General features: G+C 59.3%; 22 protein-coding genes. 16 read left to right on the forward strand and 6 right to left on the reverse strand.

Going from position 1 to position 25558, the window contains the following annotated elements; translation table 11 throughout:
* Positions 1-101 precede the first annotated feature (101 nt).
* Complete coding sequence (locus tag AOA61_RS27975) at positions 102-374, forward strand: DUF1652 domain-containing protein (protein WP_095186519.1); 273 nt, start codon at positions 102-104, stop codon at positions 372-374.
* On the opposite strand, the gene AOA61_RS27980 is transcribed toward AOA61_RS27975, so the two are convergent.
* Both AOA61_RS27980 and AOA61_RS27985 read right to left on the reverse strand, forming a co-directional pair.
* Positions 337-1530, reverse strand: a complete 1194-nt coding sequence (locus tag AOA61_RS27980; protein WP_099603169.1) for an MFS transporter — start codon at positions 1528-1530, stop codon at positions 337-339. The two genes, AOA61_RS27975 and AOA61_RS27980, sit on opposite strands and share 38 nt — an antisense overlap.
* A 76-nt stretch (positions 1531-1606) precedes the next feature.
* Positions 1607-1915, reverse strand: a complete 309-nt coding sequence (locus AOA61_RS27985; RefSeq protein WP_099603170.1) for an RcnB family protein — start codon at positions 1913-1915, stop codon at positions 1607-1609.
* Between the two features lie 166 nt (positions 1916-2081).
* On the opposite strand from AOA61_RS27985, the gene AOA61_RS27990 reads away from it, so the two are divergent.
* Genes AOA61_RS27990 through AOA61_RS28000 form a run of 3 tightly spaced genes read left to right on the forward strand, consistent with a single transcriptional unit; the run spans position 2082 to position 5117 of the window.
* The gene (locus tag AOA61_RS27990) at positions 2082-2639 is read left to right on the forward strand and encodes a helix-turn-helix domain-containing protein (RefSeq protein WP_099603171.1); all 558 of its coding nucleotides are present in this window, start codon (positions 2082-2084) and stop codon (positions 2637-2639) included.
* Between the two features lie 11 nt (positions 2640-2650).
* Positions 2651-3997, forward strand: a complete 1347-nt coding sequence (locus AOA61_RS27995) for a glutamine synthetase family protein (protein ID WP_099603172.1) — start codon at positions 2651-2653, stop codon at positions 3995-3997.
* Between the two features lie 22 nt (positions 3998-4019).
* Positions 4020-5117 carry a DNA alkylation repair protein gene (locus AOA61_RS28000; RefSeq protein WP_099603173.1) on the forward strand — a complete coding sequence of 366 codons (1098 nt, stop codon included), beginning with the start codon at positions 4020-4022 and terminating at the stop codon, positions 5115-5117.
* A 135-nt stretch (positions 5118-5252) separates the two neighbouring features.
* Here AOA61_RS28000 and AOA61_RS28005 read toward each other — a convergent pair whose 3' ends face one another.
* Positions 5253-6146, reverse strand: coding sequence for a LysR family transcriptional regulator (locus AOA61_RS28005; protein ID WP_099603174.1), 894 nt, complete (start codon positions 6144-6146; stop codon positions 5253-5255).
* Between the two features lie 129 nt (positions 6147-6275).
* Here AOA61_RS28005 and AOA61_RS28010 point away from each other — a divergent pair, with 129 nt between their 5' ends.
* The 6 genes from AOA61_RS28010 to AOA61_RS28040 all read left to right on the forward strand — a co-directional run bounded on the left by AOA61_RS28010 (position 6276) and on the right by AOA61_RS28040 (position 14050).
* Complete coding sequence (locus tag AOA61_RS28010) at positions 6276-7922, forward strand: GMC family oxidoreductase (RefSeq protein WP_099603175.1); 1647 nt, start codon at positions 6276-6278, stop codon at positions 7920-7922.
* Positions 7923-7987: 65 nt separating this feature from the next.
* Positions 7988-9610, forward strand: a complete 1623-nt coding sequence (locus AOA61_RS28015; RefSeq protein ID WP_032886646.1) for an MFS transporter — start codon at positions 7988-7990, stop codon at positions 9608-9610.
* 226 nt (positions 9611-9836) lie between these two features.
* Entirely contained in the window at positions 9837-11786 is a 1950-nt protein-coding gene (locus AOA61_RS28020; RefSeq protein WP_099603176.1) for a DNA topoisomerase III, read from the forward strand.
* 130 nt (positions 11787-11916) lie between these two features.
* Positions 11917-12357: a CBS domain-containing protein gene (locus AOA61_RS28025; protein WP_099603177.1), complete on the forward strand. Its 441-nt coding sequence runs from the start codon at positions 11917-11919 to the stop codon at positions 12355-12357.
* A gap of 9 nt (positions 12358-12366) precedes the next feature.
* Positions 12367-13212 carry an NAD-dependent protein deacetylase gene (locus AOA61_RS28030; protein ID WP_099603178.1) on the forward strand — a complete coding sequence of 282 codons (846 nt, stop codon included), beginning with the start codon at positions 12367-12369 and terminating at the stop codon, positions 13210-13212.
* 508 nt (positions 13213-13720) lie between these two features.
* On the forward strand, positions 13721-14050 hold the full coding sequence (locus tag AOA61_RS28040) for a hypothetical protein (protein WP_032886651.1): 330 nt from the start codon (positions 13721-13723) through the stop codon (positions 14048-14050).
* Between the two features lie 61 nt (positions 14051-14111).
* On the opposite strand, the gene AOA61_RS28045 is transcribed toward AOA61_RS28040, so the two are convergent.
* The gene (locus AOA61_RS28045) at positions 14112-15017 is read right to left on the reverse strand and encodes a LysR family transcriptional regulator (RefSeq protein ID WP_099603180.1); all 906 of its coding nucleotides are present in this window, start codon (positions 15015-15017) and stop codon (positions 14112-14114) included.
* 132 nt (positions 15018-15149) lie between these two features.
* Here AOA61_RS28045 and AOA61_RS28050 point away from each other — a divergent pair, with 132 nt between their 5' ends.
* The 3 genes from AOA61_RS28050 to AOA61_RS28060 are packed head-to-tail and all read left to right on the forward strand — an operon-like array spanning position 15150 to position 17737.
* A complete protein-coding gene (locus AOA61_RS28050; RefSeq protein WP_032886653.1) occupies positions 15150-15848 on the forward strand; it encodes a CoA transferase subunit A in 699 nt (232 codons plus the stop codon).
* Positions 15849-15884: 36 nt separating this feature from the next.
* On the forward strand, positions 15885-16544 hold the full coding sequence (locus AOA61_RS28055; protein ID WP_032886654.1) for a CoA transferase subunit B: 660 nt from the start codon (positions 15885-15887) through the stop codon (positions 16542-16544).
* An 11-nt stretch (positions 16545-16555) separates the two neighbouring features.
* Entirely contained in the window at positions 16556-17737 is a 1182-nt protein-coding gene (locus AOA61_RS28060) for an acetyl-CoA C-acetyltransferase (RefSeq protein WP_095186510.1), read from the forward strand.
* Between the two features lie 40 nt (positions 17738-17777).
* Here AOA61_RS28060 and AOA61_RS28065 read toward each other — a convergent pair whose 3' ends face one another.
* Complete coding sequence (locus AOA61_RS28065; protein ID WP_032886656.1) at positions 17778-18200, reverse strand: PaaI family thioesterase; 423 nt, start codon at positions 18198-18200, stop codon at positions 17778-17780.
* 155 nt (positions 18201-18355) lie between these two features.
* On the opposite strand from AOA61_RS28065, the gene AOA61_RS28070 reads away from it, so the two are divergent.
* Positions 18356-19195 (forward strand): DUF4349 domain-containing protein, encoded by an 840-nt coding sequence (locus AOA61_RS28070; protein WP_099603181.1) that lies wholly within the window; start codon positions 18356-18358, stop codon positions 19193-19195.
* On the opposite strand, the gene AOA61_RS28075 is transcribed toward AOA61_RS28070, so the two are convergent.
* The gene (locus tag AOA61_RS28075) at positions 19196-20281 is read right to left on the reverse strand and encodes a DUF1615 domain-containing protein (RefSeq protein WP_095186508.1); all 1086 of its coding nucleotides are present in this window, start codon (positions 20279-20281) and stop codon (positions 19196-19198) included.
* A gap of 281 nt (positions 20282-20562) precedes the next feature.
* On the opposite strand from AOA61_RS28075, the gene AOA61_RS28080 reads away from it, so the two are divergent.
* Entirely contained in the window at positions 20563-25227 is a 4665-nt protein-coding gene (locus tag AOA61_RS28080) for an RNase A-like domain-containing protein (protein ID WP_099603182.1), read from the forward strand.
* Positions 25224-25526, forward strand: coding sequence for a contact-dependent growth inhibition system immunity protein (locus AOA61_RS28085; RefSeq protein WP_095186449.1), 303 nt, complete (start codon positions 25224-25226; stop codon positions 25524-25526). Before AOA61_RS28080 ends, AOA61_RS28085 begins: the two co-directional genes overlap by 4 nt.
* The last annotated feature ends 32 nt before the right edge of the window (positions 25527-25558 follow it).

Genomic DNA, 25558 nt, shown 5'->3' on the forward strand with positions numbered 1-25558 from the left:
GTGCAAATGCACTAGTGCAGCTAGTGCGAATTCAACTTATGGCGGGGCGGCGTAAGCAATAACCTTCAAGGCATCGAACTGGATGCCCTGAAGGAACACGCATGTTTACCCTCGCCCAACTGCGAAATTGCATCGAAGAAGGCCTGTCGCCACTGACCTGCGAGTTCACCCTGTGCCGGGATGCGTCCTTGACCCTCAAGGTCTACGACGCCGATACCGGCCGGGTTGATCTGGTGGTTACCGGGATCAGCACCAACCGGCTGCAGACCCCGATAGAAGTGGAAAAAATGGTGGAAGAACTGCGCTACGAACTGCAGAGCAACACCATGGGCAAGCTCACGCTGAATGACTTCCCTTCAACGACGAACCAATGAAATAGAACACACCGCCGGCCACGATAAACATCCCCAGCATGTAGAACATCGTGTGGGCCGGCAGGTTGGCCAGTACCAGCCCACACAACACCGGCCCCAGGGCTGCGCCGAGGTTGGACAGGTTCTGCGCGCCGTAGTACATGCCCCTCAAATGGTCCGGGGCAATCCGGTCGATAAACATGTATTCGGCCGGGAACACGATAATCTCCCCCACCGTGAACACCGCCATTGCCAGCACCCACCACATCACGCTGGTGGACAGCGCAAAGCCGATCAGCCCCAACATGAACATGCTCAAGCCGAAGATGAGCCACTGGCTCAAATGACGGTGTGATATGCGCCGGCCGATCACATATTGCAAAGCGATCACCATCACCGCGTTGGTGGTGAGCACGGCGCTGATCACGGTGTAAGTGTGTTGCGCTGTGGTGGTGATCACCAGGTACTGCGACAGGTAGGCCGTGAACTGGCCGAACACGACTGCACTGAGCACACCGCCCATCGTGAAGCACACCAGCCGACGGTCCTGCAGCAATACACGGCCAACGGCAAGAAACGACACTGGCTTTTGCGCCACGTCCACTGTGGTTAACGTGCGATCGCCCCAGCGCCAATACAGCAGGAAAAACCCCGCCCCCAGCAGCGCCGATAACATAAACGGCAGGCTGATATCCATCTTCGCCACCATCGCACCGAAAAACGGCCCGACCGCGTAGCCAATGTTGGTAAGGGTGTACTTGATGGAAAACACTTCGCTGCGCGCCTCTTCCGGCAGCAGGCTCGCAAAGCCGGCCTTCACCGCAATATCGATGACCGCGTACGCAAGGTTGATCAGGATCAGGCAGCTATAAAACGTCCAGATGTTCTGCGCCACCAGCGTGCCAATAAACCCCAGTAGAAACAGCACGCTCATCCAGAGCAATAACCGATAGCTGTTGATGCGGTCGACTAGAAAACCGCCATACACGCTGAGCAGCGAGCCGACGATCAACGAGCTGCCGATCACCAGGCCAACTTGCGTGATGTCGAGGGTGAAATGATGGGTGAGGTAGATCACCAAGTAGGGAAACGTAATCGCCTTGGCCAGCGTCAGCAGCAACGTGGCGCTCAGCAACAGGTTAACGGTGCGGGGGTAGTTTCTTATTGTGGCAAGCATCCTGCTCTCATTCTTTGAAGGTAACGCGACCATTGCGGTCGGCTACCTTAACGCAAGAACAAGGCAAAAAGGAGGGTCACTTCTTGACGGGTGTGATCTCCAGAATGGTGCCGTTGGTGGTCTTGAGCAGTACGTATTTATCGCCCACCCGCGCCCACTGGCTTTCGTCCTCGGGCTGCTTGAGACCGCGCTTTTTCCAGTCGCTCACGGCCGACTCCTTGCGCATCAGAATATCCGGCGCGCGATCGCCTTCTTTCAGGTCACGGGTGTTGATGTTGGAAGGTTGCACAGTTTCCTGAGGCGTATCACCGGCCTGTACCACAAAGCTGGCGGTGGACAGGCTGGCGACGACCAACAGGCAGGCAGCTAGGGTTTTAGACTTCATGGGTGCTCCTTCAATTAATGACACGTACCCAGGTTCGGACCGCGAGGGTTCGCAATCATTCAGCAAAGAACGCTGCTTAAAGACATCTACCGACGACTTCACCGCCCCCATTGCCTCCATGAAATAAAACCTGTAATTTTTCATGAAATTTCTCGATATAAATTTCATGAACCAGCAAGAAGAACTCGACGCCCTGGCGATCCTGATCCACGACCTGCGCAAGCACAAGAAGCTGACCCTCGCCCAACTCGCGCAAAAGATCGAGCGTTCGGTAGGCTTTCTGTCACAGGTGGAACGCGGCCTGTCACGTCCGACCGTGGCGGACCTCACTGCCATCAGCCACGCCCTCGACGTGCCCACCACGTATTTCTACAGCCAGCCCAAACCCAAGGCCATTGACTGGATCACGCGCCCCAACGAGCGGCGCACGGTGTATTACGCCAATGGCATCACCGACATCCTGGTCTCCCCCAGCATGAACGGCGCGTTTTCGATGCTCGACAGCCTGCTTGCTCCCGGTGCCAACAGTGGTGAGCAGACCATGAGCGACCGCGCCGAGCAGGCCGGTTTTGTGCTGGAGGGTGAATTAACACTGTGGGTCGAAGGCGAGGCCGATTCGGTCACCCTCGGCCCTGGCGACAGCTTCCACCTCGCCAGCTTTGCCCATTGCCGCTACGCCAACTTGACTGAACTGCCCGCCCGCGTGTTGTGGGTTTACAACTAGGAGCTGCACCCGTGAAAAGCCATGCCGCCACGTTACTGGCCGAAGTACGGACCTTTCGCCAGAACCACCCCGACGTGCGCTACGTCGACCTGATCGCCCTGGACATCCCCGGGCATTTCTACGGCAAGCGTTATCCCATAGAAATGCTGGAAAAGGTCGCCTCCGGCAGCCCGCTCAAGTTGCCACAGAACGCGGTGCTGCTGGGCGCCCAGGGCGGGTTGTTCAAGATCGGCGATTACTGCTTCAACGACGGCGACCCAGACGCCAACCGCCGCCTGGTGCCGGGCACGCTCAAGCCGGCGAACTGGGAATCGCAGCCCTTGGGCCAGATGTTGATCACCTCGGACGGTACCGACGCGCCGATCGAGTTCGAACCTCGCGAAGTCTTGGCCAAGGTGTTGGAACGCCTGCACCACAAAGGTATTCACCCGGTAGTGGCCTTCGAGCTGGAGTTCTATCTATTCGACAAGAAACTCGACAACGGCCTGCCGCAATTTGCCCGTGACCCACTGAGCGATGACGCCGACGACCAGCCCAACCTGCATATCGAACGGCTGTCACGCTTCAACGATGTACTCGACGATATGGCCCAGACCGCCAAGGACCAGGGCATCGACATCACGGTGATCACTGCCGAACTCGGCCCCGGCCAGTTCGAGATCAACTTCGGCCACCTCGACGACGGCCTGCGCGCCGCCGACTGGGCCGCCCTGTTCTGTCGCAGCACCCGGGGCGTGGCACTCAAACACGGCTACCGCGCCAGTTTCATGGCCAAGCCCTACCTGCAATTTCCCGGCAGCGGCATGCACGTGCATGTCAGCCTCTACGACGGCGCGGGCAACAACCTGCTGGCGGCGCATCAGCAACAACCGTTGCGCCATGCGGTGGCCGGCTGCCTGGAATTACTGCCCCACTGCATGCCGATCTTCTCGCCCAACCACAACGCTTTCCGCCGCCTGGGCGGCACGGTCAACGCTGCCACCCGCGCCTGCTGGGGGTTTGAGGACCGCGACGCGTGCGTGCGCATCCCTGAGTCTGACCCGCGCAACCTGCGCATCGAACACCGCCTGGCCAGCGCCGACGCCAACCCGTACTTAGTGCTGGCGGCGATCCTCATCGGTTTGGAACATGGCCTGGAAGCCAAACAGGAGCCCATCGCGCCACTGAACGAGGACCGCGCCAGCGGCACCGACTTCCCAGTGGAAATGCTTGATGCCGTGCGCGCCATGCAGCATCAGCCAGTATTGCGCGATAAGCTGGGCGCCGAATTTGTCGACGTGTACTGCGAGAACAAACGCCAGGATCACCTGGCCTTCCAGCAAGAGATCCACGCGCGGGAATACCGCTGGTTTCTCTGACTCAACCGCCATGGAATCACCGATGACCGACCAAAGCGCCCCGACCCTCAAGGAAATCTTCAACGTCGAACGCCTGCAACACATCGCCACTGAAATGACGGCGGTGTATCCCGCGTTCGACGCCAAAGGTTTCCTCAAACACGCCACCGCCGGGCTGGACGAGTTGTCGGTAATGCAGCGCATGGCACGGGTCAGCGAAAGCCTACACACGGTGATCCCCCTGGATTACCCCAAAAGCCTCAAGCTGCTTTACGCCCTGGCGCCACGCCTGAACAGTGGATTTGTCAGCCTGTTTCTACCGCACTACGTGGCAAGTTACGGCCTGGCTGACTTCGAGCGCTCCATGGCGGCGCTCAAGTACTTCACCACCTTTGGCTCGGCCGAGTTCGCGATAAGACACTTCTTGCTGCACGACTTCGAACGCTCCCTGGCAGTGATGCAGGCATGGTCCCTGGATGACAACGACCACGTACGCCGCCTGGCCAGCGAAGGCTCGCGGCCCCGTTTGCCATGGTCGTTTCGCCTGACCGAAGTGCAGGCCAACCCAGCGTTATGCGCCTCGATCCTCGACAACCTAAAGGCCGATCCGAGCCTTTATGTGCGCAAGTCCGTGGCCAATCACCTCAACGACATCACCAAGGACCATCCGGAATGGGTGCTCAGCCTGATCGAAGGCTGGAACCTGGATAACCCGCACACTGCCTGGATTGCCCGTCATGCGCTGCGCAGCCTGATCAAACAGGGCAACACCCGTGCGCTGACCATCATGGGCGCCGGCGCCAGGGCCGAGGTGAAGCTCCATAACTTGAGCGTGACGCCGGCGGTGATCAATCTGGGCGAGCGGATTAACCTGTCGTTCAGCCTGGAATCCACCGCGGCCACTGCGCAAAAACTGGTGGTGGATTACGCCATCGACTATGTAAAAAGCGCCGGGCATAGCGCGAGCAAGGTGTTCAAGCTCAAGGCGTTTACGCTGGGCGCGGGAGAACGACACAGCCTGCGCCGCGAGCAACATATTCGTGAACTGACTACACGCAAGCACTATCCCGGTCGGCATAGGGTGCATGTGCTGTTGAATGGAGAAAGGCTCGGCAGCGCTGAATTCGAATTGCGCGATTAACCCGATGTTTAGCCAACACCGCCGCTCAATGTGGGAGGGGCTTGCCCCCGATAGCGGTGTATCAGCCAGCCCATCTGGCGACCGGCCCACCGCTACCGAGAGCAAGCCCACTCCCACAGTTTTGCTTCGGTTTCTTCAGGTCGACTCGCCGAGCAACTGTGGCTGCTCCCGCGCGCACAACTCCACCACGTAATCCCACAACACCCGCAGCCGCACCGACTTGTGCAGCTCCCTGCGCGAGCTGATCCAGTAGCTGCGCTGGATCCCCTCCCCCGGCAGCAACGCGACCAGCTCCGGATCGCCGGCAGCCATGAAGCACGGCAACACCGCAATGCCCAATCCGGAGCGCGCAGCCTGGTGTTGTGCGATCACGCTGGTGCTGTGAAACACCACTTTGGGGTTACGGCAGAAGCTGCTGAGGAATTTCAGCTCCTGGCTGAACAACAGGTCGTCGACGTAATCGATCCAGGAATGGGCAGCGAGGTCTTCGCGTTTTTCGATGGCAGGGTTGCGGTCCAGGTAAGCGCGGCTGGCGTAAAGGGCCAGGCGGTAATCGGTGAGTTTGCGGGTGACCAGTTGGTCGACGCTGGGGCGTTCTAGGTGGATGCTGATTTCCGCTTCGCGATTGAGGATGCTGACAAAGCGCGGCACCGCCACCAGTTCCACTTCCAATCCCGGATAACGTTCAAACAGCCCGCCCATGCGACTGGCGAGAAACATCACGCCCAGGCCTTCAGCCACGCCGAGGCGGATCTTGCCCAGCGGCGCGGCGGAATGCGTGAGTTCGTCTTCGGCCAGCAGCGCAACGTTTTCCATGGCTTCAGCGTGTTTGAGCAGGGCCTCGCCGGAAGGCGTCAGTTCGTAGCCCTGGGCGTGCTGCACGAAAAGCGCGGTGCCGAGGCTTTTTTCGATGGCCTCGATATGCCGGGCCACGGTGGCGTGGGTGGTTTTCAGGCGCTGCGCGGCAGTAAGCAGACGACCACTGCGTTGGAGCTCAAGAAAGAACCGTAGGTCATTCCAGTCGAACATATCGCCTCCATTCAATCAGCCAGGGCAACGCTGTTTAAAAACGCACAGCAGCTGGGTAAAAACTAACATTTTTAAGACGAAAACTAACAACTAGGATGGAACCAATAAGAAAAACAAGCGAGGCCTCAGATGCCCATTGCAGCTGCACAATACGATTACGTGGTAGTAGGTGCCGGCCCCGCAGGCTGCCTGCTGGCCAATCGACTGTCCGCCAACCCTGCCCACCGCGTGCTCCTGCTCGAAGCCGGTGGCCGCGACAATTACCCCTGGATCCACATCCCCGTCGGCTACCTCTTCTGCATCGGCAACCCACGCACCGACTGGTGCTTCAAGACCGAAGCCCAGGAAGGCCTGCAAGGCCGTGCCCTGAGTTACCCGCGCGGCAAGGTGCTGGGCGGCTGCTCGTCCATCAACGGCATGATCTACATGCGCGGCCAGGCCCAGGATTACGACGGCTGGGCGGCGCAAGGTAACCCGGGCTGGGCCTGGAAAGATGTGCTGCCACTGTTCAAGCAGAGCGAAAACCACTTTGCCGGTGGCTCGGAATTCCACAGCGACGGCGGTGAATGGCGGGTCGAGCAGCAGCGCCTGTCATGGCCGATCCTGGATGCATTTCGTGAGGCGGCAGCGCAAAGCGGCATCGCCGCTATCAATGACTTCAACCAGGGCGATAACGAGGGCTGCGGTTACTTTCAGGTCAACCAGAAAGCCGGCGTGCGCTGGAACGCGGCCAAGGCGTTTCTCAAGCCTATCCGCCAACGTCCCAACCTCACCGTGCTGACAGAAGTCGAAGTCGACCGCGTGGTCCTGGAAAACGGTCGCGCCTCGGCGGTGGTCGGGCGTCAAAACGGTCAGCAGATGAGTTGGAAGGCGTGCAAGGAGATCGTGCTGTGCGCCGGTTCCGTGGGCTCGCCAGGCATTCTGCAACGTTCAGGCATCGGCCCATCCAGCGTACTCAAGCCTCTGGGCATTGATGTGCTGCATGAACTGCCTGGCGTTGGCGGCAACTTGCAGGATCACCTGCAACTGCGGCTGATCTACAAGCTGGAAAAAGCCCGCACCCTGAACCAGATCGCCGGCACCGTGTGGGGCAAAATGGGCATGGGGCTGCGCTACCTGTACGACCGCAGCGGCCCGCTGTCGATGGCGCCCAGTCAGCTCGGCGCGTTTGCCCGCTCCGGCCCGGAACAAACCTCGGCCAACCTCGAATACCACGTGCAGCCGCTATCCCTGGAGCGCTTCGGCGAGCCGCTGCACGCATTCCCGGCATTCACCGCCTCGGTGTGTGATCTGCGCCCGCAGAGCCGTGGCCGTATTGATATCCGCTCGGCCAACCCGGCGGATGCGCCGCTGATACAACCCAACTACCTCAGCCATCCGCAAGACTTGCGCGTGGCCGCCGACGCGATTCGCCTGACCAGACGCATCGTCGCTGCCCCCGCCCTGAGCCAGTTCAAGCCGGTGGAGTATCTGCCCGGTGACTCGCTGCAAACCGAAGAGGAACTGCACGAAGCCGCCGCCCGTATCGGCACCACCATTTTCCACCCGGTGGGCACTTGCCGCATGGGCAGCGACAAAGACGCCGTGGTCGATGCGCAACTGCGGGTGCATGGCGTGCCCGGCCTGCGCATCGCCGATGCCTCGATCATGCCGCGCATTACGTCCGGCAATACCTGTTCACCGACGCTGATGATCGCGGAAAAGGCCGCGCAGCTGATCCTTTCGCCGAACACAAGGAGTCTCGCCCCGGAGAAAGAACTGGTTCATGCAATCTGAATAGCGGCGCCAAACCTGGCGCCGACAGTGGAACAACAATAAATAATCACTGTGAGGGCTACCCGATGTCAGAACACGCTCAAACCCTGGGCTCGACGAGAGACGCGAGCGCCAGCAACGACTCCAAGAAGGTCATCTTCGCCTCGTCCCTTGGGACGGTGTTCGAGTGGTATGACTTTTTCCTCTACGGCGCGCTGGCGGCCGTGATCAGCAAGCAGTTCTTTGCCGGGGTCAACGACACCACGGCATTTATCTTTGCCTTGATGGCCTTTGCAGCCGGCTTTGTGGTGCGCCCGTTCGGCGCGCTGGTGTTCGGCCGTCTGGGCGATATGATCGGGCGCAAGTACACGTTCCTGGTGACTATCATCCTGATGGGTGTCGCCACCTTCTGCGTCGGTTTGCTGCCGACCTACGCCAGCATCGGCATTGCGGCGCCGATCATTCTGATCGTGCTGCGCATGCTGCAAGGCCTGGCGTTGGGCGGTGAATACGGCGGCGCGGCGACCTATGTGGCCGAGCATGCACCCGCCGGCAAACGTGGCTTCCATACCAGTTGGATTCAGTCCACCGCTACCCTCGGCCTGCTGCTGTCGCTGCTGGTGGTGCTGGCCTGCCGCTACTTCACTGGCGACCAGTTCGAAGTGTGGGGCTGGCGCATTCCGTTCCTGTTTTCCATCGTACTGCTGGGCATTTCCACATGGATCCGCATGAGCCTGCACGAGTCGCCGGCCTTCCTGAAGATGAAAGAGGAAGGCAAGGCCAGCAAGGCGCCGATCCGCGAGTCCTTCGGAAAGTGGGAAAACCTCAAGGTCGTGCTGATTGCGCTGTTCAGCATTAACGGCGGGCAAGCGGTGACCTTCTACGCGGCGCAGTTTTACGTGCTGTTCTTCCTCACCCAATTCCTGAAGATGGACCCTGCATTGGCCAACATGCTGCTGATCATCAGCGTGGTGATCGGCGCGCCGTTCTTTATCTTCTTTGGCTGGCTGTCGGACAAAGTCGGGCGCAAGCCGGTGCTGATGCTCGGCCTGCTGCTGGCTACCTTGCTGTACTTCCCGATCTTCAAGAGCCTGGCGCACTACACCAACCCGGCGATGGACCAGGCCAGTACCCAGGCCCCGATCACCGTACTGGCCGACCCAGCCACCTGTACCTTCCAGTTCGACCCCGTGGGCAAGGCAAAATTTGACAGCCCGTGCGACAAGGTCAAGACCTTCCTGGTCAAGCAAGGCCTGCCCTACAGCAGCGCCGCCGCCCCCGCCGGCAGCCCGGTGCAGGTGAGCGTGGGCGACGTGCGTATCGACGGTTTTGACGAAAAAGCCCTGCGTGGCGCGGTAACCTTGGCCGGTTACCCGACTTCGGCGGATGTGGCTCAGGTCAACAAAGTCATGGTGGTGGTACTGATCGTTGCGCTGATCCTGATCGCGGCCATGTGCTACGGCCCGCTGGCGGCCCTGATGGTGGAACTGTTCCCGACGCGTATCCGCTACACCTCGATGTCACTGCCATACCACATCGGTAACGGCTGGTTTGGCGGGTTCCTGCCGACCGTGTCGTTTGCGCTGGTGGTGTACACAGGGGATATCTTCTACGGCTTGTGGTACCCGGTGGTGATTACCGGGGTGAGCCTGATTGTCGGGCTGTTCTTCCTTAAAGAAACGCGGCATGTGGATATCGATAACAACTGATCTACAGAACGGCGACAGTCCCCTGTGGGAGGGGACTTGCTCCCGATAGCAGTGGTTCCGTCACCGTTACAGTGACTGATAGACCACAATCGGGAGCAACCCCCCTCGCATATTGGCTTCGCAGTGCTCACATAATTTGCTGTATATCCATCCAGATAAAGGTTGATCAAATCCCTTCTTTTGCCCATTCTGCTCCCCATTCATCTGTGTAACGAATGGGCTGACCATGCGGCTGTACCTCTGTGAAAAACCCTCCCAGGCCAAGGACATCGCGGCCGTGCTCGGCGCCAGTCGCCGGGGCGATGGCTGCTGGCTGGGCAATGGGGTCACCGTCACCTGGTGCATCGGCCATCTGCTGGAAACCGCTCCGCCCGATGCCTATGACGCCAAGTACAAGCGCTGGGTACTGGCCGACCTGCCAATCGTCCCGGAAAAATGGAAAATGCTGGTCAAGCCCAAGACCGCCAGCCAGTTCAAAGCGGTCAAGCGCCTGCTGGGGGAAGCGCAGGAGTTGGTGATTGCCACCGACGCCGACCGCGAGGGCGAGATGATCGCCCGGGAGCTGGTGGAACACTGTCGTTATCGCGGGCCGATCCAGCGTTTGTGGCTGTCGGCACTGGATGACGCCTCCATTCGCAAAGCCCTGGCGGCGCTCAAGCCGGGTGCAGAGACCTTCAGCCTGTATCACTCGGCCCTGGGCCGCTCCCGCGCCGACTGGCTGATCGGTATGAACATGAGTCGCCTGTTTACGCTCCTTGGGCGTCAGTCCGGTTATCAAGGTGTGCTGCCGGTGGGTCGGGTGCAAACCCCGACTTTGCGTCTGGTGGTGGACCGCGATCGCAGCATCGCCGATTTCGTCCCCGTGGCTTATTGGGCCATCGATGTGGACCTGCGCCACGAACGCATGACCTTCACCGCCCAATGGCGGGCTGCCGAAGATGCCTGCGACGACCAAGGCCGCTGCCTGAACCCGCAACTTGCCCGAGAAGCCGCCGATGCCATGACCCGCGCCTCCAGCGCACGCCTGGTAAAACTGCGAACCGAACGCATGCGCGAAGTGGCGCCCCTGCCCTTCGACCTGGGTACCTTGCAGGAGATCTGCTCCAAGAAGCTCGGCCTCGGCGCCCAGGAAACCCTGGACATCGCCCAATCCCTCTACGAAACCCACAAAGTCATCACCTACCCGCGCAGTGACTGCGGCTACCTGCCGGTGAGCCAACACAGCGACGCACCAAAGATTCTCGCCGCACTGGGCCGTGCCGATACGGCAGTCAACGAGCTGATGCCCCATATCGACCCCCAACGCCGCTCGCGGGCCTGGAACGACGCCAAGGTCAGCGCTCACCACGGCATCATCCCCACGGGCGCTGGCAAGGACGTCGGGCAACTCACCGGTAAACATCGCGCGGTGTACACGCTGATTCGTGCGCGCTACCTGGCGCAGTTCCTGCCCAACCATGAATACGATCGCACCCAGGCGGATTTCGACTGCGCAGGTTTCGCATTGCGCGCGGTCGGCAAAGTCGTGATAGAGCCAGGCTGGAAGCGCGCCCTGCCCGAAGCGTTGGCGCCGACCAGAGGCCGTGAGACACCTGCGCCACAGGCCTTACCGACGCTGACACAGGGCCAGGACTACGCAGTGGACAAGGTCAACCTCAAGGATTTGTGGACTCAGCCGCCCAAACCCTTTACCGAAGGCGACCTGATCAAGGCAATGAAAAACGTCGCCAAACTGGTGGAAGACCCGCTCCTCAAACAAAAACTCAAGGACACCACTGGTATCGGCACTGAAGCGACCCGCGCCGGGATTATCCAGGGTTTGCTTGATCGAGGTTACCTGGTGAAGAACGGCAAGGCGCTGTCGGCTACCCCGGCGGCGTTCAGCCTGATCGACGCAGTGCCCCGCGCCATCGCTGACCCCGGCACCACCGCAATCTGGGAACAAGCGCTGGACATGGTGCAAAGCGGCGAAATGAGCCTGGAAGAGTTCGTCGCCAAGCAGGCGGCCTGGATGAGCAAACAAGTGGCGCGATGCAATGGTATGCGCATGATCATCACCGGTCCGGCGAGCCCCGCAGGTCGAGGCACAGCCCCGTGGAAAAAGAAACGCAAAAGCGCCCCCCGCAAGACCGCTACCGGACCAAAGCGCGCCAAAAAGCCGACAACTGCGGGGTAAACCGCAAAAAAATCCGGCGAATGACGTTTTTCGACGGGTTTAACGCCGCTTTGGACCTTGCTCCCGCGCAGGCCGTCTAGGATTCTTTAGGGCACCTTGACTACCTGATAACAACACCGGAGTGGCCGCCATGAAAACTGTCGCAGAAGTACTCAAAGCCAAGGATCTTAAAAACCAGGACGTCCACACCATCCAATGGGACCACACCGTGTTTGAAGCGCTGGTGCGGATGTCGGAGAAAAACGTCGGGGCCTTGCCGGTCGTCAAGGAAGGCGTGGTGGTGGGGATCATCAGCGAGCGCGATTACGCACGTAAGCTCATTCTCAAAGGTCTATCGTCGGTAACGACGCGGGTCGATGAAGTTATGAGTTCGCCGGTGATATGCGTCGCCCCTCACAAAAAGGTCGATGAGTGCATGAATATCATGACCGACAGTCACCTTCGCCACCTGCCTGTGGTCGAAGAAGGTCAGCTGTTGGGCCTGCTGTCCATCGGCGATCTGGTGAAGGAAGCCATTGCCGACCAGGCAGACCTGATTAAACAGCTGGAGCAGTACATCCGCGGCGAATAGGGAGACCCCATGCTCGACAGCCAGGAACACCAGGAAGACCATCTCGACATCCTGCACCGGGACATGGCCGAACGGCGCTTTCTGGTGCTGACCGGTGCAGGGATCAGTACGTCATCGGGAATTCCCGATTACCGCGACAGCGAGGGCGTGCGCCGAGGCAAGGCACCGATGATGTACCAGGAATTCCTGGCCACGCCACAGGCTCGTCGCCGTTACTGGGCACGCGCGATGCTGGGGTGGCCAAGGGTACGCATTGCCACGCCGAACAAGGCGCACATGGCGCTGGCGACGCTGCAGCAACACCAGCGCATCAGCGGGCTGATCACGCAAAACGTCGACACGCTGCATGACCAAGCCGGTAGCCACGACGTGATCGAACTGCATGGCAGCCTGCACAGGGTGCTATGCCTGGACTGTCAGCAGCGCAGTGATCGCAACGTTATCCAACGGTTGATGGAAGCCGAGAATCCCTATCTGGCGGGCGTTGATGCCGTTCAAGCGCCGGATGGCGATACCCTCCTCGACCCTGCGTTTGAAGAGCGCTTCCAAGTTCCCCGATGCCCCTATTGCCACGGTCAACGACTCAAGCCGGACGTAGTGTTTTTCGGTGAAAACGTCGCCACGGCAACGGCCGCCGCAGCGATGGCTGCGGTGGAACATGCCGAGGGGTTGCTGGTAGTGGGATCGTCGCTGATGGCCTATTCGGCATTTCGTCTGTGCAAGGCAATGGTCGAGCAAGGCAAACCGGTGATCGCCATCAACCTGGGCAAGACCCGTGGGGATGAGTTGTTGCAGATGAAGGTCCAAGCATCGTGCGAGGTATTACTGCCCTTGCTGGCAGAACGGCTTATCTGACGTGTGGAACGCTCACCCTGGATGCTCGCCAAGCCTTCGAAGATCGAACCAAACCTCCAAAAAGTGACGCCCAAGTCACGTTATCCCGCATTTCCCCGTCCCTACAATGATTTATGTAGTGAATAAAAATAATCACTACATAACCGTTGACGTAACCTTTTTGTCCTTGCATTATCGAGACGTCTCCCGGATCGGGAGCGTTGGTAACAAGCGTTTTGAAAGAGCTCGTCTGACCGCCGAGCTGTTTTTTCCGGATGTGCACTGCCCACAAGGCAGATTGATGAAGCTGACCCACCCCGGAGGGATGGGTACAAGGAGCTCAAACGCTGCTTGTCTTCGTTATGAAACCATTGCGTAGCAGTTCATCAGCAAGACTACATGCATCAGGTTCAAGACCCTGCCCGTACTCGGCAGACCGTCACTGACGCCCGGTTTTCAGAACCGGAGACAACTAAGCAGTTTTAACGGAATTAACTGATAGATCGCCAACTGGTCAAGGGGCTTACACATGAATCTGAACAACCAACCAACTATCGATGAATTGGCTGAGATGTTCGCAGCGCAGAAAGACACGCTCGACGACCATATCTTGTGGATTGGCAAATCGGGCGAAGTGCAACTTGACTGCCTGGAGCCCAATACCGAAGAAGCCGAGTTTGACCGCAATAACCGTGAACTGGCAGCGCGCCTGAAGGTGTACCGCCGTGGCCAGGGTTATGTCGGCAAGAAGGCCGCGGCTGATCGCAACTTTATCGAACAGGTCTTTCATACACTCAATACCGAATGGCAGAACCTTAAAGGCCAATCGCAAGTAAAAGTGATTGATAGATACTGCTGATCACTCAGCATTAAATATTAAAGCCCGCTCGTTAGTTCGAGCGGGCTTTTTAATTGCTGCCTTATAACAACGCCGGAAACCGCCCCTTCCCCGCCTCATCCCGAAAAATATCAAACAATACTTGCGCCGCCGCCGACAGCTCATGCCCAGGCTTGGTCAGCACACCAATCGGCCGCTCAATCACCGGGCTGTTTAAGGTGATGCAATGGGCGCCAGCCTCTTCCATCTGCTGGGCACACAACGCAGGCACGGCGCTGACGCCGAGGCCATTGGCAACCATCTTGCCAACCGTTGCCAGTTGATGGCTTTCCAGCGCCACGGGCAGTTTCATCCGCAAGGCGCCCAAGTGCTCTTCCAGCATCACTCGTACCGTGGACGGTCGCTGCAACGTGATGAACGGCTGCTCCAGCAACGTCGCCCAATCGATCTCGGCACAGTGCGCCAAAGGCGAATCACCCGGCACTACGGCAATAAAGCGATCCAAGTACAACGGTGTGAATGCCAAAGACGAGCCTTCCGACGGCTCAAATGCGACGCCCAGCTCCACCTGACGGTCGCGAACCATCTCCAGCACTTGCTCATTGATCAAGTCATGCACTGTCACATTCACTTGGGGGTAACGTGCACGGAATATCTTCAGGATCGGCGGCAGCAAATTGCCTGCAAACGATGGCATCGCCGCCACCGTGACCCGACCGCGTTGCAGCGTGAACCGTTGGCGCAGCTCATCTTCGGCATTGTCCCAATCCGCAATCAGCCGGCGCGCCAGGGGCAACAGGGATTCACCTTCCGGGGTCAGTGCAACGTTGCGGGTGTTACGGCTGAACAAGCGGCCACCCAATCCTTCCTCCAAGCCCTTGATCGTCAGGCTCAGCGCCGATTGAGAGAGATGCAAGCGCTCGCAGGCGGCGGCAAAACTCAGGCTCTGGGCCACGGCGAGAAACGCCCGCATCTGCTTAACGGTCATGACGCTGCTCCGAGGGGGAATGAACTATGCTGTTTTTTAAATCAATCAACCTTAAAAAACAACTTAACAAATCAATCCGTCAGCGCAACACTCGGTTCACTGGCTGGACCACACACAATAAAAGAGGTGCATATGGCAGGTTTCGATAAACGCGTAGCGTCCTATGAAGAAGCGCTGGCAGGCCTGGAAGACGGCATGACCGTACTCTCCGGCGGTTTTGGCCTGTGCGGCATTCCAGAAAACCTCATCAACGAGATCAAGCGCAAAGGCACCCGCGACCTGACCGTCGTTTCCAACAACTGCGGTGTCGACGGTTTCGGCTTGGGCGTGCTGCTGGAAGAAAAACAGATCAGCAAAGTGATCGCCTCCTACGTGGGTGAAAACGCTCTGTTCGAGAAACAACTGCTCAGCGGCGAAATTGAAGTGGTCCTCACCCCCCAGGGCACCCTCGCAGAGAAAATGCGCGCAGGCGGTGCCGGTATCCCGGCCTTCTTCACCGCCACCGGTGTTGGCACCCCCGTCGCCGAGGGCAAGGAAACCCGTGAATTCAATGGTCGTCCGTACCTGATGGAAGAATCCATCACCGGCGACTTCGCCATCGTCAAAGGCTGGAAAGCCGACCACTTCGGCAACGTCATCTATCGCCACACCGCCCAGAACTTCAACCCGCTGGCCGCCACTGCCGGCAAGATCACCGTGGTCGAAGTCGAGGAAATCGTCGAACCGGGCGAGCTGGACCCGGCGCAGATCCACACCCCTGGCATCTACGTCGACCGGATCATCTGCGGCACGTTCGAGAAGCGCATCGAACAGCGCACCGTGCGCAAATAATCCGCCTCCAGCCCTAAGAATAAGAGGAACACAACCATGGCTCTGACCCGCGAACAAATGGCTCAACGCGTCGCCCGCGAAATGCAGGACGGTTTCTACGTGAACCTCGGCATCGGCATTCCGACCCTGGTGGCCAACTACATTCCCGAAGGCATGGAAGTCATGCTGCAATCGGAAAACGGCCTGCTGGGCATGGGGCCGTTTCCTACCGAAGAAACCATCGATGCCGACATGATCAACGCCGGCAAGCAAACCGTGACCGCGCGTATCGGCGCGTCGATTTTCTCCTCTGCCGAGTCTTTCGCGATGATTCGCGGCGGCCACGTCGACCTCACCGTGCTTGGCGCGTTTGAAGTCGACGTACACGGCAACATCGCCTCGTGGATGATCCCTGGCAAATTGGTCAAAGGCATGGGCGGCGCCATGGACCTGGTGGCAGGCGCGGAAAACATCATCGTGATCATGACTCACGCGTCCAAGGACGGCGAATCCAAGTTGCTCAGCCAGTGCAGCCTACCGCTGACCGGCGCCAACTGCATCAAGCGTGTCCTGACCGACCTGGCGTACCTGGAAATCGAAAATGGCGCTTTTGTCCTCAAGGAACGCGCACCAGGCGTCAGCGTTGAAGAGATTGTGAGCAAGACCGCCGGTAAACTGATCGTCCCGGACCACGTTCCAGAAATGCACTTCCAGTGAGGACAGATTCCATGCAAGACGTCGTGATTGTTGCTGCCACCCGCACCGCCGTGGGCAGCTTTCAAGGTTCCCTGGCCAGCATCCCGGCGCCGGAACTGGGCGCCGCCGTGATCCGTCGCCTGCTGGAGCAGACCGGCCTGGACCCGGCTCAAGTGGATGAAGTGATCCTTGGCCAGGTACTTACCGCAGGCTCAGGCCAGAACCCGGCGCGCCAGGCGTCGATCCTCGCCGGCCTGCCCCACGCCGTGCCCGCCCTGACCCTGAACAAGGTCTGCGGCTCAGGCCTCAAGGCTCTTCACCTCGGCGCCCAAGCCATCCGTTGCGGCGACGCGGACGTGATCATCGCCGGCGGCATGGAGAACATGAGCCTTGCCCCGTACGTATTGCCCGCGGCACGTACCGGTTTGCGCATGGGCCACGCCAAAATGGTCGACAGCATGATCACCGATGGCCTGTGGGATGCGTTCAACGACTACCACATGGGCATCACCGCCGAAAACCTGGTGGACAAGTACAACATCAGCCGTGAAGCCCAGGACGCGTTCGCTGCCGCATCGCAGCAAAAAGCCAGCGCGGCCATCGAAGCCGGGCGCTTTGCGGACGAAATCACACCGATCCTGATCCCCCAGCGCAAGGGCGACCCCGTGTCCTTCGCCGTGGATGAACAGCCGCGCGCCGGCACCACCGCCGAATCCCTGGCCAAGCTCAAACCAGCGTTCAAGAAAGACGGCAGTGTCACGGCCGGCAACGCCTCAAGCCTCAATGACGGCGCCGCAGCGGTGCTGCTGATGAGTGCCGACAAAGCCAAGGCCCTCGGCCTGCCGGTATTGGCGCGAATTGCCAGCTACGCCAACGCCGGCGTCGACCCGGCGATCATGGGCATCGGCCCGGTCTCGGCCACCCGTCGATGCCTGGATAAAGCTGGCTGGAAACTGAGTGACCTGGACCTGATCGAAGCCAATGAAGCCTTCGCCGCTCAAGCGTTGGCGGTGGGCAAAGAGCTGGAATGGGACGCCGAAAAGGTCAACGTCAACGGCGGCGCCATTGCCATCGGACACCCCATCGGCGCTTCAGGCTGCCGCGTGCTGGTGACCCTGCTGCATGAAATGATCAAGCGCGACGCCAAGAAAGGCCTCGCAACGCTGTGCATCGGTGGCGGCCAAGGCGTAGCCCTCGCCCTCGAACGCGGCTGATAATGCAGGAGGGGGCTTGCCCCCCTCCCACATCAGATCTTCATTGGGTGTCAGACTGAGGCACCGCAAACACCGCATTCGCCCGCGCCACAACCTTCTCCCCCACCTGCAAACTCACCGTCCCAAATGCCATCTGCCGCCCACGTTTGTGATGCTCCAAGCGCACGGTAATCCACTCGCCCACCTGCACCGCCCCCAGGTAATCCACGGTCATGCTCGCAGTAATCAGCGGCAACGGCGGCTCACTGGAAAACGCCATCGCGTAGCCCATGCCGATATCCGCCAGGGTTGCCAAGACCCCGCCATGCACCGTGCCGCGCCCATTGGCGTGGCGATTGTCGGCGCGCAGGCCGACTTCCAGTTGCAATCCCTCCCCCCGGCAATACGCAGGGCCAAGCAGGTCGAGCAATGGGCTGCTACGAGGCAGAGGGGCAAAACCTTCAGGCACGGCGCGAGCAATCATGGCAGTTCTTCCTTGGCGTCAGGTTTGACATGTACGCCACGCTCCAAACGGTAGCCATCACCATCAACTGCGCAAATCTTGCGCGATGCTTTGCGTTAATCCGCCAGACCCGCTTTAATCGCCGCCAATTTCCCCGTACACCTCAAGGAACTGCAATGCGCCATCCGGACGGCAACCTTAAATCGCTTCGCGTGCCACTGTTGATCTTGCTGACCGGCCTGGCCCTGGCCGGCTGCTCCCCCAAGGATCACTCTCGCGCCACGGTGATCAACGGTGAACAAGGCAAAGCCGGTGCCCAATTGGCCTATGAGCATGAATTGACCCTGGCCCTGCCCGGCGCCCTGCTCGCGCCAAGGATGCAGGCCACCCGTGAGGCGTGTGAAACAGCGAGGTTTGGCGCGTGCAATATCCTGGGTATCACCGAAGACGGTAGCGGTGGCGAGATCATCTTGCGCATCGCACCAACGGGTGTGGAACCGATAGTCGCCATGGCGGCTGAAGGCGGCACACTTGGCCAGCGCATCACCACCGCCGAAGACCTGGCCGACGCAGTTGCCGATGTAAACCGCCGCCAAGCCCGCCTGCAGGCCCAGCAACAACGTCTCGACGAACTGGCCAAGCGCAAGGACATCACCGTTAGCGACCTGATCGCCTTGAGCAAGGAACAGGCCGGCATTGAAAACGACCTGCAGGAACTTGCCCAGATTGCCGCCGGCCAGCAACGTCGTCTCGACACCAACCGCGTCACCTTGAACTTCCGCTCATCCGATGGCGCGAACCAAGCTTCACGCTTCAGCCGGATGTTCAGCAACCTGGGGACTAATCTGGTAGAGGGCACCGCAGATGCCTTGGAACGCGCCAGCTATGTGCTGCCGTTCGTGATCCTGGCGTTCCCGGTGGTGTGGTTGTGGGTTTGGCTGTGGCGTAAGTTTGTCGTGAGGGGCAGGCGTCCTGTGGCCAGTGAGCGTCCTCTGGCCCCCTCGCCACAAAGGTGATCAGCGCTTCATACAGCGCTGAAACCGCTCATCCACCCGCTTGGCAAACCATGCCGTGGTCAGGTTGCGAGTGATCTTTGGACTCTTGAGCACGATGCCCGGCAGGATCGCCCGAGGCATCGGTTTACCAGCAGCCTTGTCAGCCAACGCAAATACACGCTTGTAAAGGGTGGTGTCCTCAAAATCCAACTGCTCGCCCTGCTCCAGTTGGCTGCGGATGCTGGGGTTACGCATGTCCAGCTTGGCGCCCAGGGAGCGCACCGCCAGTTCGGTGGTGCCCGGCAGCAGTGATCCATAGCGGATCAAGTCCCCATCCAGCGCCAACTCAGCCCCTGAAGCACGGCTGACCGCTGCCTGAAACGCCGCATTGCGGCTCGCATACCAGCCCGCGTTGAAGTCGGCAAAACGGTACAGCGGCTGGTCGTAATTCACCGGATAACCGAGCAAGTGGGCGATGCCAAAGTACATGCCGCCACGCCGAGTGAAGACCTCCCGACGAATCGTGCCGTCCACCGTGTAGGGATAACCCCGCGCCTGTTTCTGCGCAAAGTCGATGCTGACCTGCATGGGGCCAGCGGTGTGCACAGGGTTGAAGCCACCAAACAACGTATTGCCCAAGGGCACCATGCTGATGAAGTCGTCGAAGATGGCGCTGAGGTCTTTCTCCGTACGTGCCGCACTCAACCGGTCGGCGTAGGACTTTCCGGTGGGCGACTTCAATTGCAGCGCGCTGCGCACCACGAACGCCGGCACATGCACTTTGCCGGCGCGGCGCAGGATTTCGTCCTGGGCGATCTTGCCCATATTGGGTACGGGTGGGTCCACCTGATAAGTGGACTCCTGCTCAGTCACCGCCAGCACAGCGCAAATATTCTCGGTGCTGGGGTAGATCTTTTGGGTGTCGAAAGCGGTGTAGATGTCTTGGGCCCAACCATTGCGATCCGCCACCTTGGCTGGAAGCAGACGCACGATCTGCGCCTTCACCTCGGCCTCGCTGCGCTCCGGTTGCTGCGGACCGCGTGAAGTGGAGCAACCGGCCAGCACCAGCAAGGGGATGAGGCACAGGATCAGGCGGCGTGGGGACATGGGGCTTCCTTGAGGACGATGGGCCAGGCGTTGCGGATATTGACCGGTAAGTCTAACGCGGGTTCGCGTCCCTGCCTGCTGTATGACCGAAGGGGTGTAAACGCCGCGGAAACTTCCCACGCAAGCGCCGGATAAGCGCTACTCCCCGCTGCGGAAAACGCCTGCAAAGTCCCTCGCCTGAATACACAGTGCGAGGGATTGCAGATGGTTTTTTTCGTTAAGGCCCCAACTGATGGGGCTGTCTTTTGATTCCCGTCATTGCCAGCTTTGTCCTGGCACCCATGGATCCCGAGGCGCCGGATGTTGAGCGCGTCTTTGGGGACTTCCGTCATTGCCTGAACACCTTTGATACCTGGGCCGAAAGCTTCTGGAGCGGTTCGGCATTGGAAGTCGAGCAGGTCTTCAAGGTAGGGGACGAGGTGGCGCTGGTCGCGCCGGTTTCTTCCAAAGCCCCGAGCAAAACAGTTGCGATGTGCAGTGCCCAAGGCTCGTTGACCTTGGTGCATATGTTCGAAAGCACGCGCTTCGTGCCTATCGGCAATACGCCGGTGATGCTGCAAGCCATCGCGGCGGACGGCAGCCCAATGGGTCTGCCGCTGTATCGAACCATCGGCCCCAGCGGCATCCTCGAAATCACCGAGTGTGATCGCAATCAGCTCTACCAAATCACCTTCTATCCCAACGTTTCCAAGGATCACGTCAAGGCGCTGTATGCGTCTTATCAGACGGTGATTGCGGGGTTGGAGGGTCGTCTGCGGGATGAGTGGACGGAGACGTTCCAACCCCAATGGCAAGACTTTGCCAACGCCACACCCTTGGAACGCAGCGCGATGCAGGGCGTGGCATTTTCAACCGGGATGGCCAATGCGCTCTACAACCTGTGGGACAACATCACCCAGCTCTATGACCTGCTCGCCGATCTCAAAGCGAATAGCGAGAAGCTGCTGCACTACCTCTCCCAGGCCGAGCTTGATGAGCTGCTGAAACAGGGTGCAGACGCGATTGCCAAGGGCTTGCTGGTGCTGAGCGATGAGCCACTGCTGTTCATCTATGTCTCGGCGATCGTCAGTTGGATACGTCTGCTACCGCCGCCAGACATGTATGAATTACTGGGCGAGATCACCGGTGAAGTGCTGATCAACCTGCTGCTGATGTGGGCGACGGCGGGCGCAGGTGTGGCGGTACGCGTGGGTGCGCAGACGCTGAGTTCGATCAAATCCGGCCGCGCGCGGGCGTTATTGGAGTTGCTGGCCAAGCAGCTTGTGGGGCCGAAGCTGGATGCCCATGCCGAGGCGCTCAAGCCGTTGTTGTTGAGCAGTGCGGCGACGCCGATCAAGGCGGTGCCGGTTGCACCGTTGAAGGCTGGGGATCAGTTGATTTCCAACCCGGTGCCGGCGGTTCGTAACAGGACACAGAAGACGGCGTTGGTCAGGCAGGAGCCTGTCGATGATGTGCCTGCTGTATCGACGAATCCGAAGGGCGATGCAGCGGCTTCTTCGGATAAGACGGTAACCAACGGCTGCCCCGTGTCGATGGTTACCGGGGAGGAATTGCTCACGCTCACCGATGGCACGTTGGACGGGATTTTGCCGTTCGAGTGGACGCGGTTGTATCGCACCAGTGCGGTGGAAGTGGATTGTGGGCTGGGGTTTGGATGGAGTCATTCGCTGGCGCATCGGCTTGTTGTGTCGGGCGATTCCGTGACGTGGACGGACCATGAAAACCGTTCGACCACCCTGCCCTTGCCAACGGTGGCTCGCCCCTCGATCACCAACAGCCTGGCCGAAGCAGCGATCTATTTAGGCGCGTCGCCGGATGAGTTGGTGCTGGCCCAGGCGTCGCAGTTTTATCACTTTCGCGACGGGGCGTTGGTCTCGATCAGTGATGCGTACGACAACCGGCTGCGGATTTCCCGGGACTTTTCAGGGCGCATTGAACGGCTGGATAACGGTGCGGGTTCTTCGCTGTTCTTGCGTTACGAGTCGGGCCGCATCATGGCGGTGGACTACCAGGTTCAGCGGGCCAAGGGACTTGAGCCTTACGCCTGGATCACGGAGCAGAGTGTTGTTTCCTACGCCTATGACGACATTGGCCGATTGGTTTCGGCGACCAATGCGGTAGGCGAAAGCGAGGCTTACCGCTACGACGATCAGCACGTGATTCTTGAGCGCGGTCTGGCCGGTGGGGCGAGTTTCTTTTGGGCGTGGGAACGGTCCGGCAAAGCGGCGCGATGTGTCCGGCATTGGGCCAGTTTTTCGCAGATGGATACGCGGTATGTCTGGGGGGACGACGGCAGTGTTGTCGTTCACAACGCCGATGATAGCCAGGAAATTTACGTCCACGACGACCGCGCACGGCTGGTGCAGCGCATCGATCCGGACGGCGCTAAGCATTTCAAATCCTACGATGCCCAGGGTCGACTGACGGTCGAGCAGGATCCGCTCGGTGCAGTAACGGCGTATCAGTACGACGATGCCGGACGTTTGGTGGCGCTGTTTCCTGGAGACGATGAGCCAACGTCCTACGAGCATGACAATGGCTTCGTACGGGTTGTAAGGCGTGGCTCAGCGGTCTGGAAGTACGAGCGTAACGACCAGGGCGACGTTACCCGTAGGACCGATCCCGACGGCCATATCACCGACTACAGCTACAACAAATACGGGCAACTGATTGGCGTTTGGCATCCCGATCACAGTTGTCAGCGGTTGGTGTGGAATGAACGCGGCCAACGGGTTGAAGAGCAACTGCCCAATGGTGGGATCAAGCGTTATCGCTACGACGACCTGGGCCGGCAGATTGCCCGCGAGGATGAACATGGCGCGCTGACCCAGTATCAGTGGGATGCAGTCGGTCGATTGGTTCGTATTGTCCTGCCCGGCGGCGCAACTCGGGAATACAGCTACAACCCCTACGGAAAAATCACCGCCGAACGCGATGAATTGGGGCGCATTACCCGTTACGAATACGCCGACGGCCTGCACCTGATCAGCCGTCGCATCAACGCCGATGGCACTCAGGTCAACTATCGCTACGACAACGTCCGTCTACTGCTGACCGAAATTGAAAACGAAGTCGGCGAAACCTACCGGCTGGATTACCACCCCAACGGCCTGATCCAGCAGGAAGTCGGGTTTGATGGGCAACGCACCGCCTACGTCTACGACCTCAACGGCAACCTGCAGGAAAAAACCGAACACGGCGACGACGGCAGTCAGCTCGTCACGCGTTATGAACGCGATTACGCCGGCCGCCTCGTAAGAAAAACGCTACCCGACGGCAGCAAGACCGATTACGCCTACGACCGCCAAGGCAATCTCCTCAGCGTCGACGACGGCCACTGGGCGCTGGCCTACGAGTACGACCAGCAAAACCGCCTCACCGCCGAGCATCAAGGCTGGGGCACCTTGCGTTATGGCTACGACGCCTGCGGCCAACTTCAACACCTGCGCCTGCCGGACAACAACCGCCTCACCTTCAACCACAGCAAAGGCGGCCACCTCGCCACCGTCGAACTCAACGGCAAAACCCTCACCTCGCACCTGTTCAAAGCCGGCCAGGAACACCAACGCCAACAAGGCCAACTGCTCAGCCACTACCACTACGACGACCAACACCGCCTGCATGCCCATGCCGTAACGCAGCAAGAACACCACCTGCTCCAACGCCAATACGACTACGACAGATCCGGCAACCTCACCCGCCTGCTCGACACCCGCAAAGGCGAACACCACTACCACTACGACCCACTAGGCCGCCTCACCCGCGCCGATCACTCCCAAGACCTACAGGAACGCTTCGGCCACAACCCGGCCGGCAACCTGCTCATGCACGACCGCCCCGGCCCCGACATCGTTGCCGGCAACCGCCTGATGATCCAAGGCGACCGGCATTACGACTACGACGCCTTCGGCAACCTCATCCGCGAACGGCGCGGCCGTGGGCACGCGCTGGTCACCGAATACCGCTACGACTGCCAACACCGGTTGATTGGCATTACCCAGCCCAACGGCCAAACCGCCAGCTACCGCTACGACCCGTTCGGCCGACGTATCAGCAAAACCGTCGACGGTTTAACCACGGAGTTTTTCTGGCAAGGCGACAAGCTGATTGCCGAGCATCGTACGGATAGCCACCGCAGCTATGTCTACGAACCCGACAGCTTCCGCCCGTTGGCACTGCTGGAAGGCTTGGGTCCTGAGGAAACCAAGCCCTACCACTACCAACTCGACCACCTCGGCACACCGCAGGAACTGACCGATCCGAACGGCGAAATCGTCTGGTCCGCGCACTACCGCGCCTACGGCCAGATCAGCCGTCTCGACAGAGGCAAAATAGACAATCCGCTGCGCTTTCAGGGTCAGTACTTTGATCAGGAAAGCGGACTGCATTACAACCGGCATCGCTACTACAATCCGGATGTTGGTCGTTACCTGACGCCGGATCCGGTGAAGTTGGCGGGGGGGATCAACGCGTACCAGTACGTGCCTAATCCTACGGGGTGGGTGGATCCATTAGGGTTGAGTTGTAAGACCACTAACTGCCCTGAAGGCCCGTATAGCGTAATCGTTCCTGGTGGGGGCTTGGACGCCCACGAAGCGGCCGGCGGACACCTCATACAAAAGCATGTTGGCAGGACGGATGAACAACTCGCTGAACGATTGAAGCAAGAACCTCACGTGCCTACCGCGTCTACTTTCCCTGATCGTGCAACAGCTGAGTCAGCAATTTCAAAAGTGCTCGCCCAAAACCACGCAAAAATAAGCAAGTTTCTCAGAGGAAAGGATAATCAAATTGTCATTACTCAAGAGGTTAAAGAAGGTGTAGGCACCAGCCTAAAAAGAGGTTCTCTGACAACCGTTCCTGGGAAAGAAATTTACCTTATCATTCGCAGAGACAAAAAGATGCCAGACGGCTACAGAATCCATACTGGATATCCAAACCCATGAATAAAGATTTCCCCGAACTACAACAATTTCTAGCTGGTTACTTTCATCAAGACTGGGTAGATGAATATAAAAATGCAGATGAAGTTATTGCGAGCTTTATATCTGAATCAGATAGAGAAACAATAACCAACGTAAAGCAAGAGCTCAATAAATTAATGTTAGCTGAACAGTCCGAACAGGAAATTCAAGATTTTCTTTTTTATGGCATAGGTTGTAACTACTATTATCCTCACGAATGGAAAAATGGGATGTTATGGCTACAACATGTCTATTTAACCTTGAGCGAAGCAAAAAGATAATCAACCGTTATTAGTAGGCATGGCGAGCGACC

Source organism: Pseudomonas sp. 2995-1, assembly GCF_002742505.1.
In the GTDB taxonomy this organism is placed as follows: Bacteria; Pseudomonadota; Gammaproteobacteria; order Pseudomonadales; family Pseudomonadaceae; genus Aquipseudomonas; species Aquipseudomonas sivasensis.

Coding starts and splice junctions, on each gene's coding strand:
- AOA61_RS27980 (WP_099603169.1), bottom strand. CDS start 1,530: ATGCTTGCCACAATAAGAAACTACCCCCGCACCGTTAACCTGTTGCTG.
- AOA61_RS27990 (WP_099603171.1), top strand. CDS start 2,082: ATGAACCAGCAAGAAGAACTCGACGCCCTGGCGATCCTGATCCACGAC.
- AOA61_RS28080 (WP_099603182.1), top strand. CDS start 20,563: ATGGATCCCGAGGCGCCGGATGTTGAGCGCGTCTTTGGGGACTTCCGT.
- AOA61_RS28065 (WP_032886656.1), bottom strand. CDS start 18,200: ATGATTGCTCGCGCCGTGCCTGAAGGTTTTGCCCCTCTGCCTCGTAGC.
- AOA61_RS28055 (WP_032886654.1), top strand. CDS start 15,885: ATGGCTCTGACCCGCGAACAAATGGCTCAACGCGTCGCCCGCGAAATG.
- AOA61_RS28000 (WP_099603173.1), top strand. CDS start 4,020: ATGACCGACCAAAGCGCCCCGACCCTCAAGGAAATCTTCAACGTCGAA.
- AOA61_RS28040 (WP_032886651.1), top strand. CDS start 13,721: ATGAATCTGAACAACCAACCAACTATCGATGAATTGGCTGAGATGTTC.
- AOA61_RS28060 (WP_095186510.1), top strand. CDS start 16,556: ATGCAAGACGTCGTGATTGTTGCTGCCACCCGCACCGCCGTGGGCAGC.
- AOA61_RS28075 (WP_095186508.1), bottom strand. CDS start 20,281: ATGTCCCCACGCCGCCTGATCCTGTGCCTCATCCCCTTGCTGGTGCTG.
- AOA61_RS28045 (WP_099603180.1), bottom strand. CDS start 15,017: ATGACCGTTAAGCAGATGCGGGCGTTTCTCGCCGTGGCCCAGAGCCTG.
- AOA61_RS28010 (WP_099603175.1), top strand. CDS start 6,276: ATGCCCATTGCAGCTGCACAATACGATTACGTGGTAGTAGGTGCCGGC.
- AOA61_RS28050 (WP_032886653.1), top strand. CDS start 15,150: ATGGCAGGTTTCGATAAACGCGTAGCGTCCTATGAAGAAGCGCTGGCA.
- AOA61_RS27985 (WP_099603170.1), bottom strand. CDS start 1,915: ATGAAGTCTAAAACCCTAGCTGCCTGCCTGTTGGTCGTCGCCAGCCTG.
- AOA61_RS28015 (WP_032886646.1), top strand. CDS start 7,988: ATGTCAGAACACGCTCAAACCCTGGGCTCGACGAGAGACGCGAGCGCC.
- AOA61_RS28070 (WP_099603181.1), top strand. CDS start 18,356: ATGCGCCATCCGGACGGCAACCTTAAATCGCTTCGCGTGCCACTGTTG.
- AOA61_RS28030 (WP_099603178.1), top strand. CDS start 12,367: ATGCTCGACAGCCAGGAACACCAGGAAGACCATCTCGACATCCTGCAC.
- AOA61_RS28025 (WP_099603177.1), top strand. CDS start 11,917: ATGAAAACTGTCGCAGAAGTACTCAAAGCCAAGGATCTTAAAAACCAG.
- AOA61_RS28085 (WP_095186449.1), top strand. CDS start 25,224: ATGAATAAAGATTTCCCCGAACTACAACAATTTCTAGCTGGTTACTTT.
- AOA61_RS28020 (WP_099603176.1), top strand. CDS start 9,837: ATGCGGCTGTACCTCTGTGAAAAACCCTCCCAGGCCAAGGACATCGCG.
- AOA61_RS27975 (WP_095186519.1), top strand. CDS start 102: ATGTTTACCCTCGCCCAACTGCGAAATTGCATCGAAGAAGGCCTGTCG.
- AOA61_RS28005 (WP_099603174.1), bottom strand. CDS start 6,146: ATGTTCGACTGGAATGACCTACGGTTCTTTCTTGAGCTCCAACGCAGT.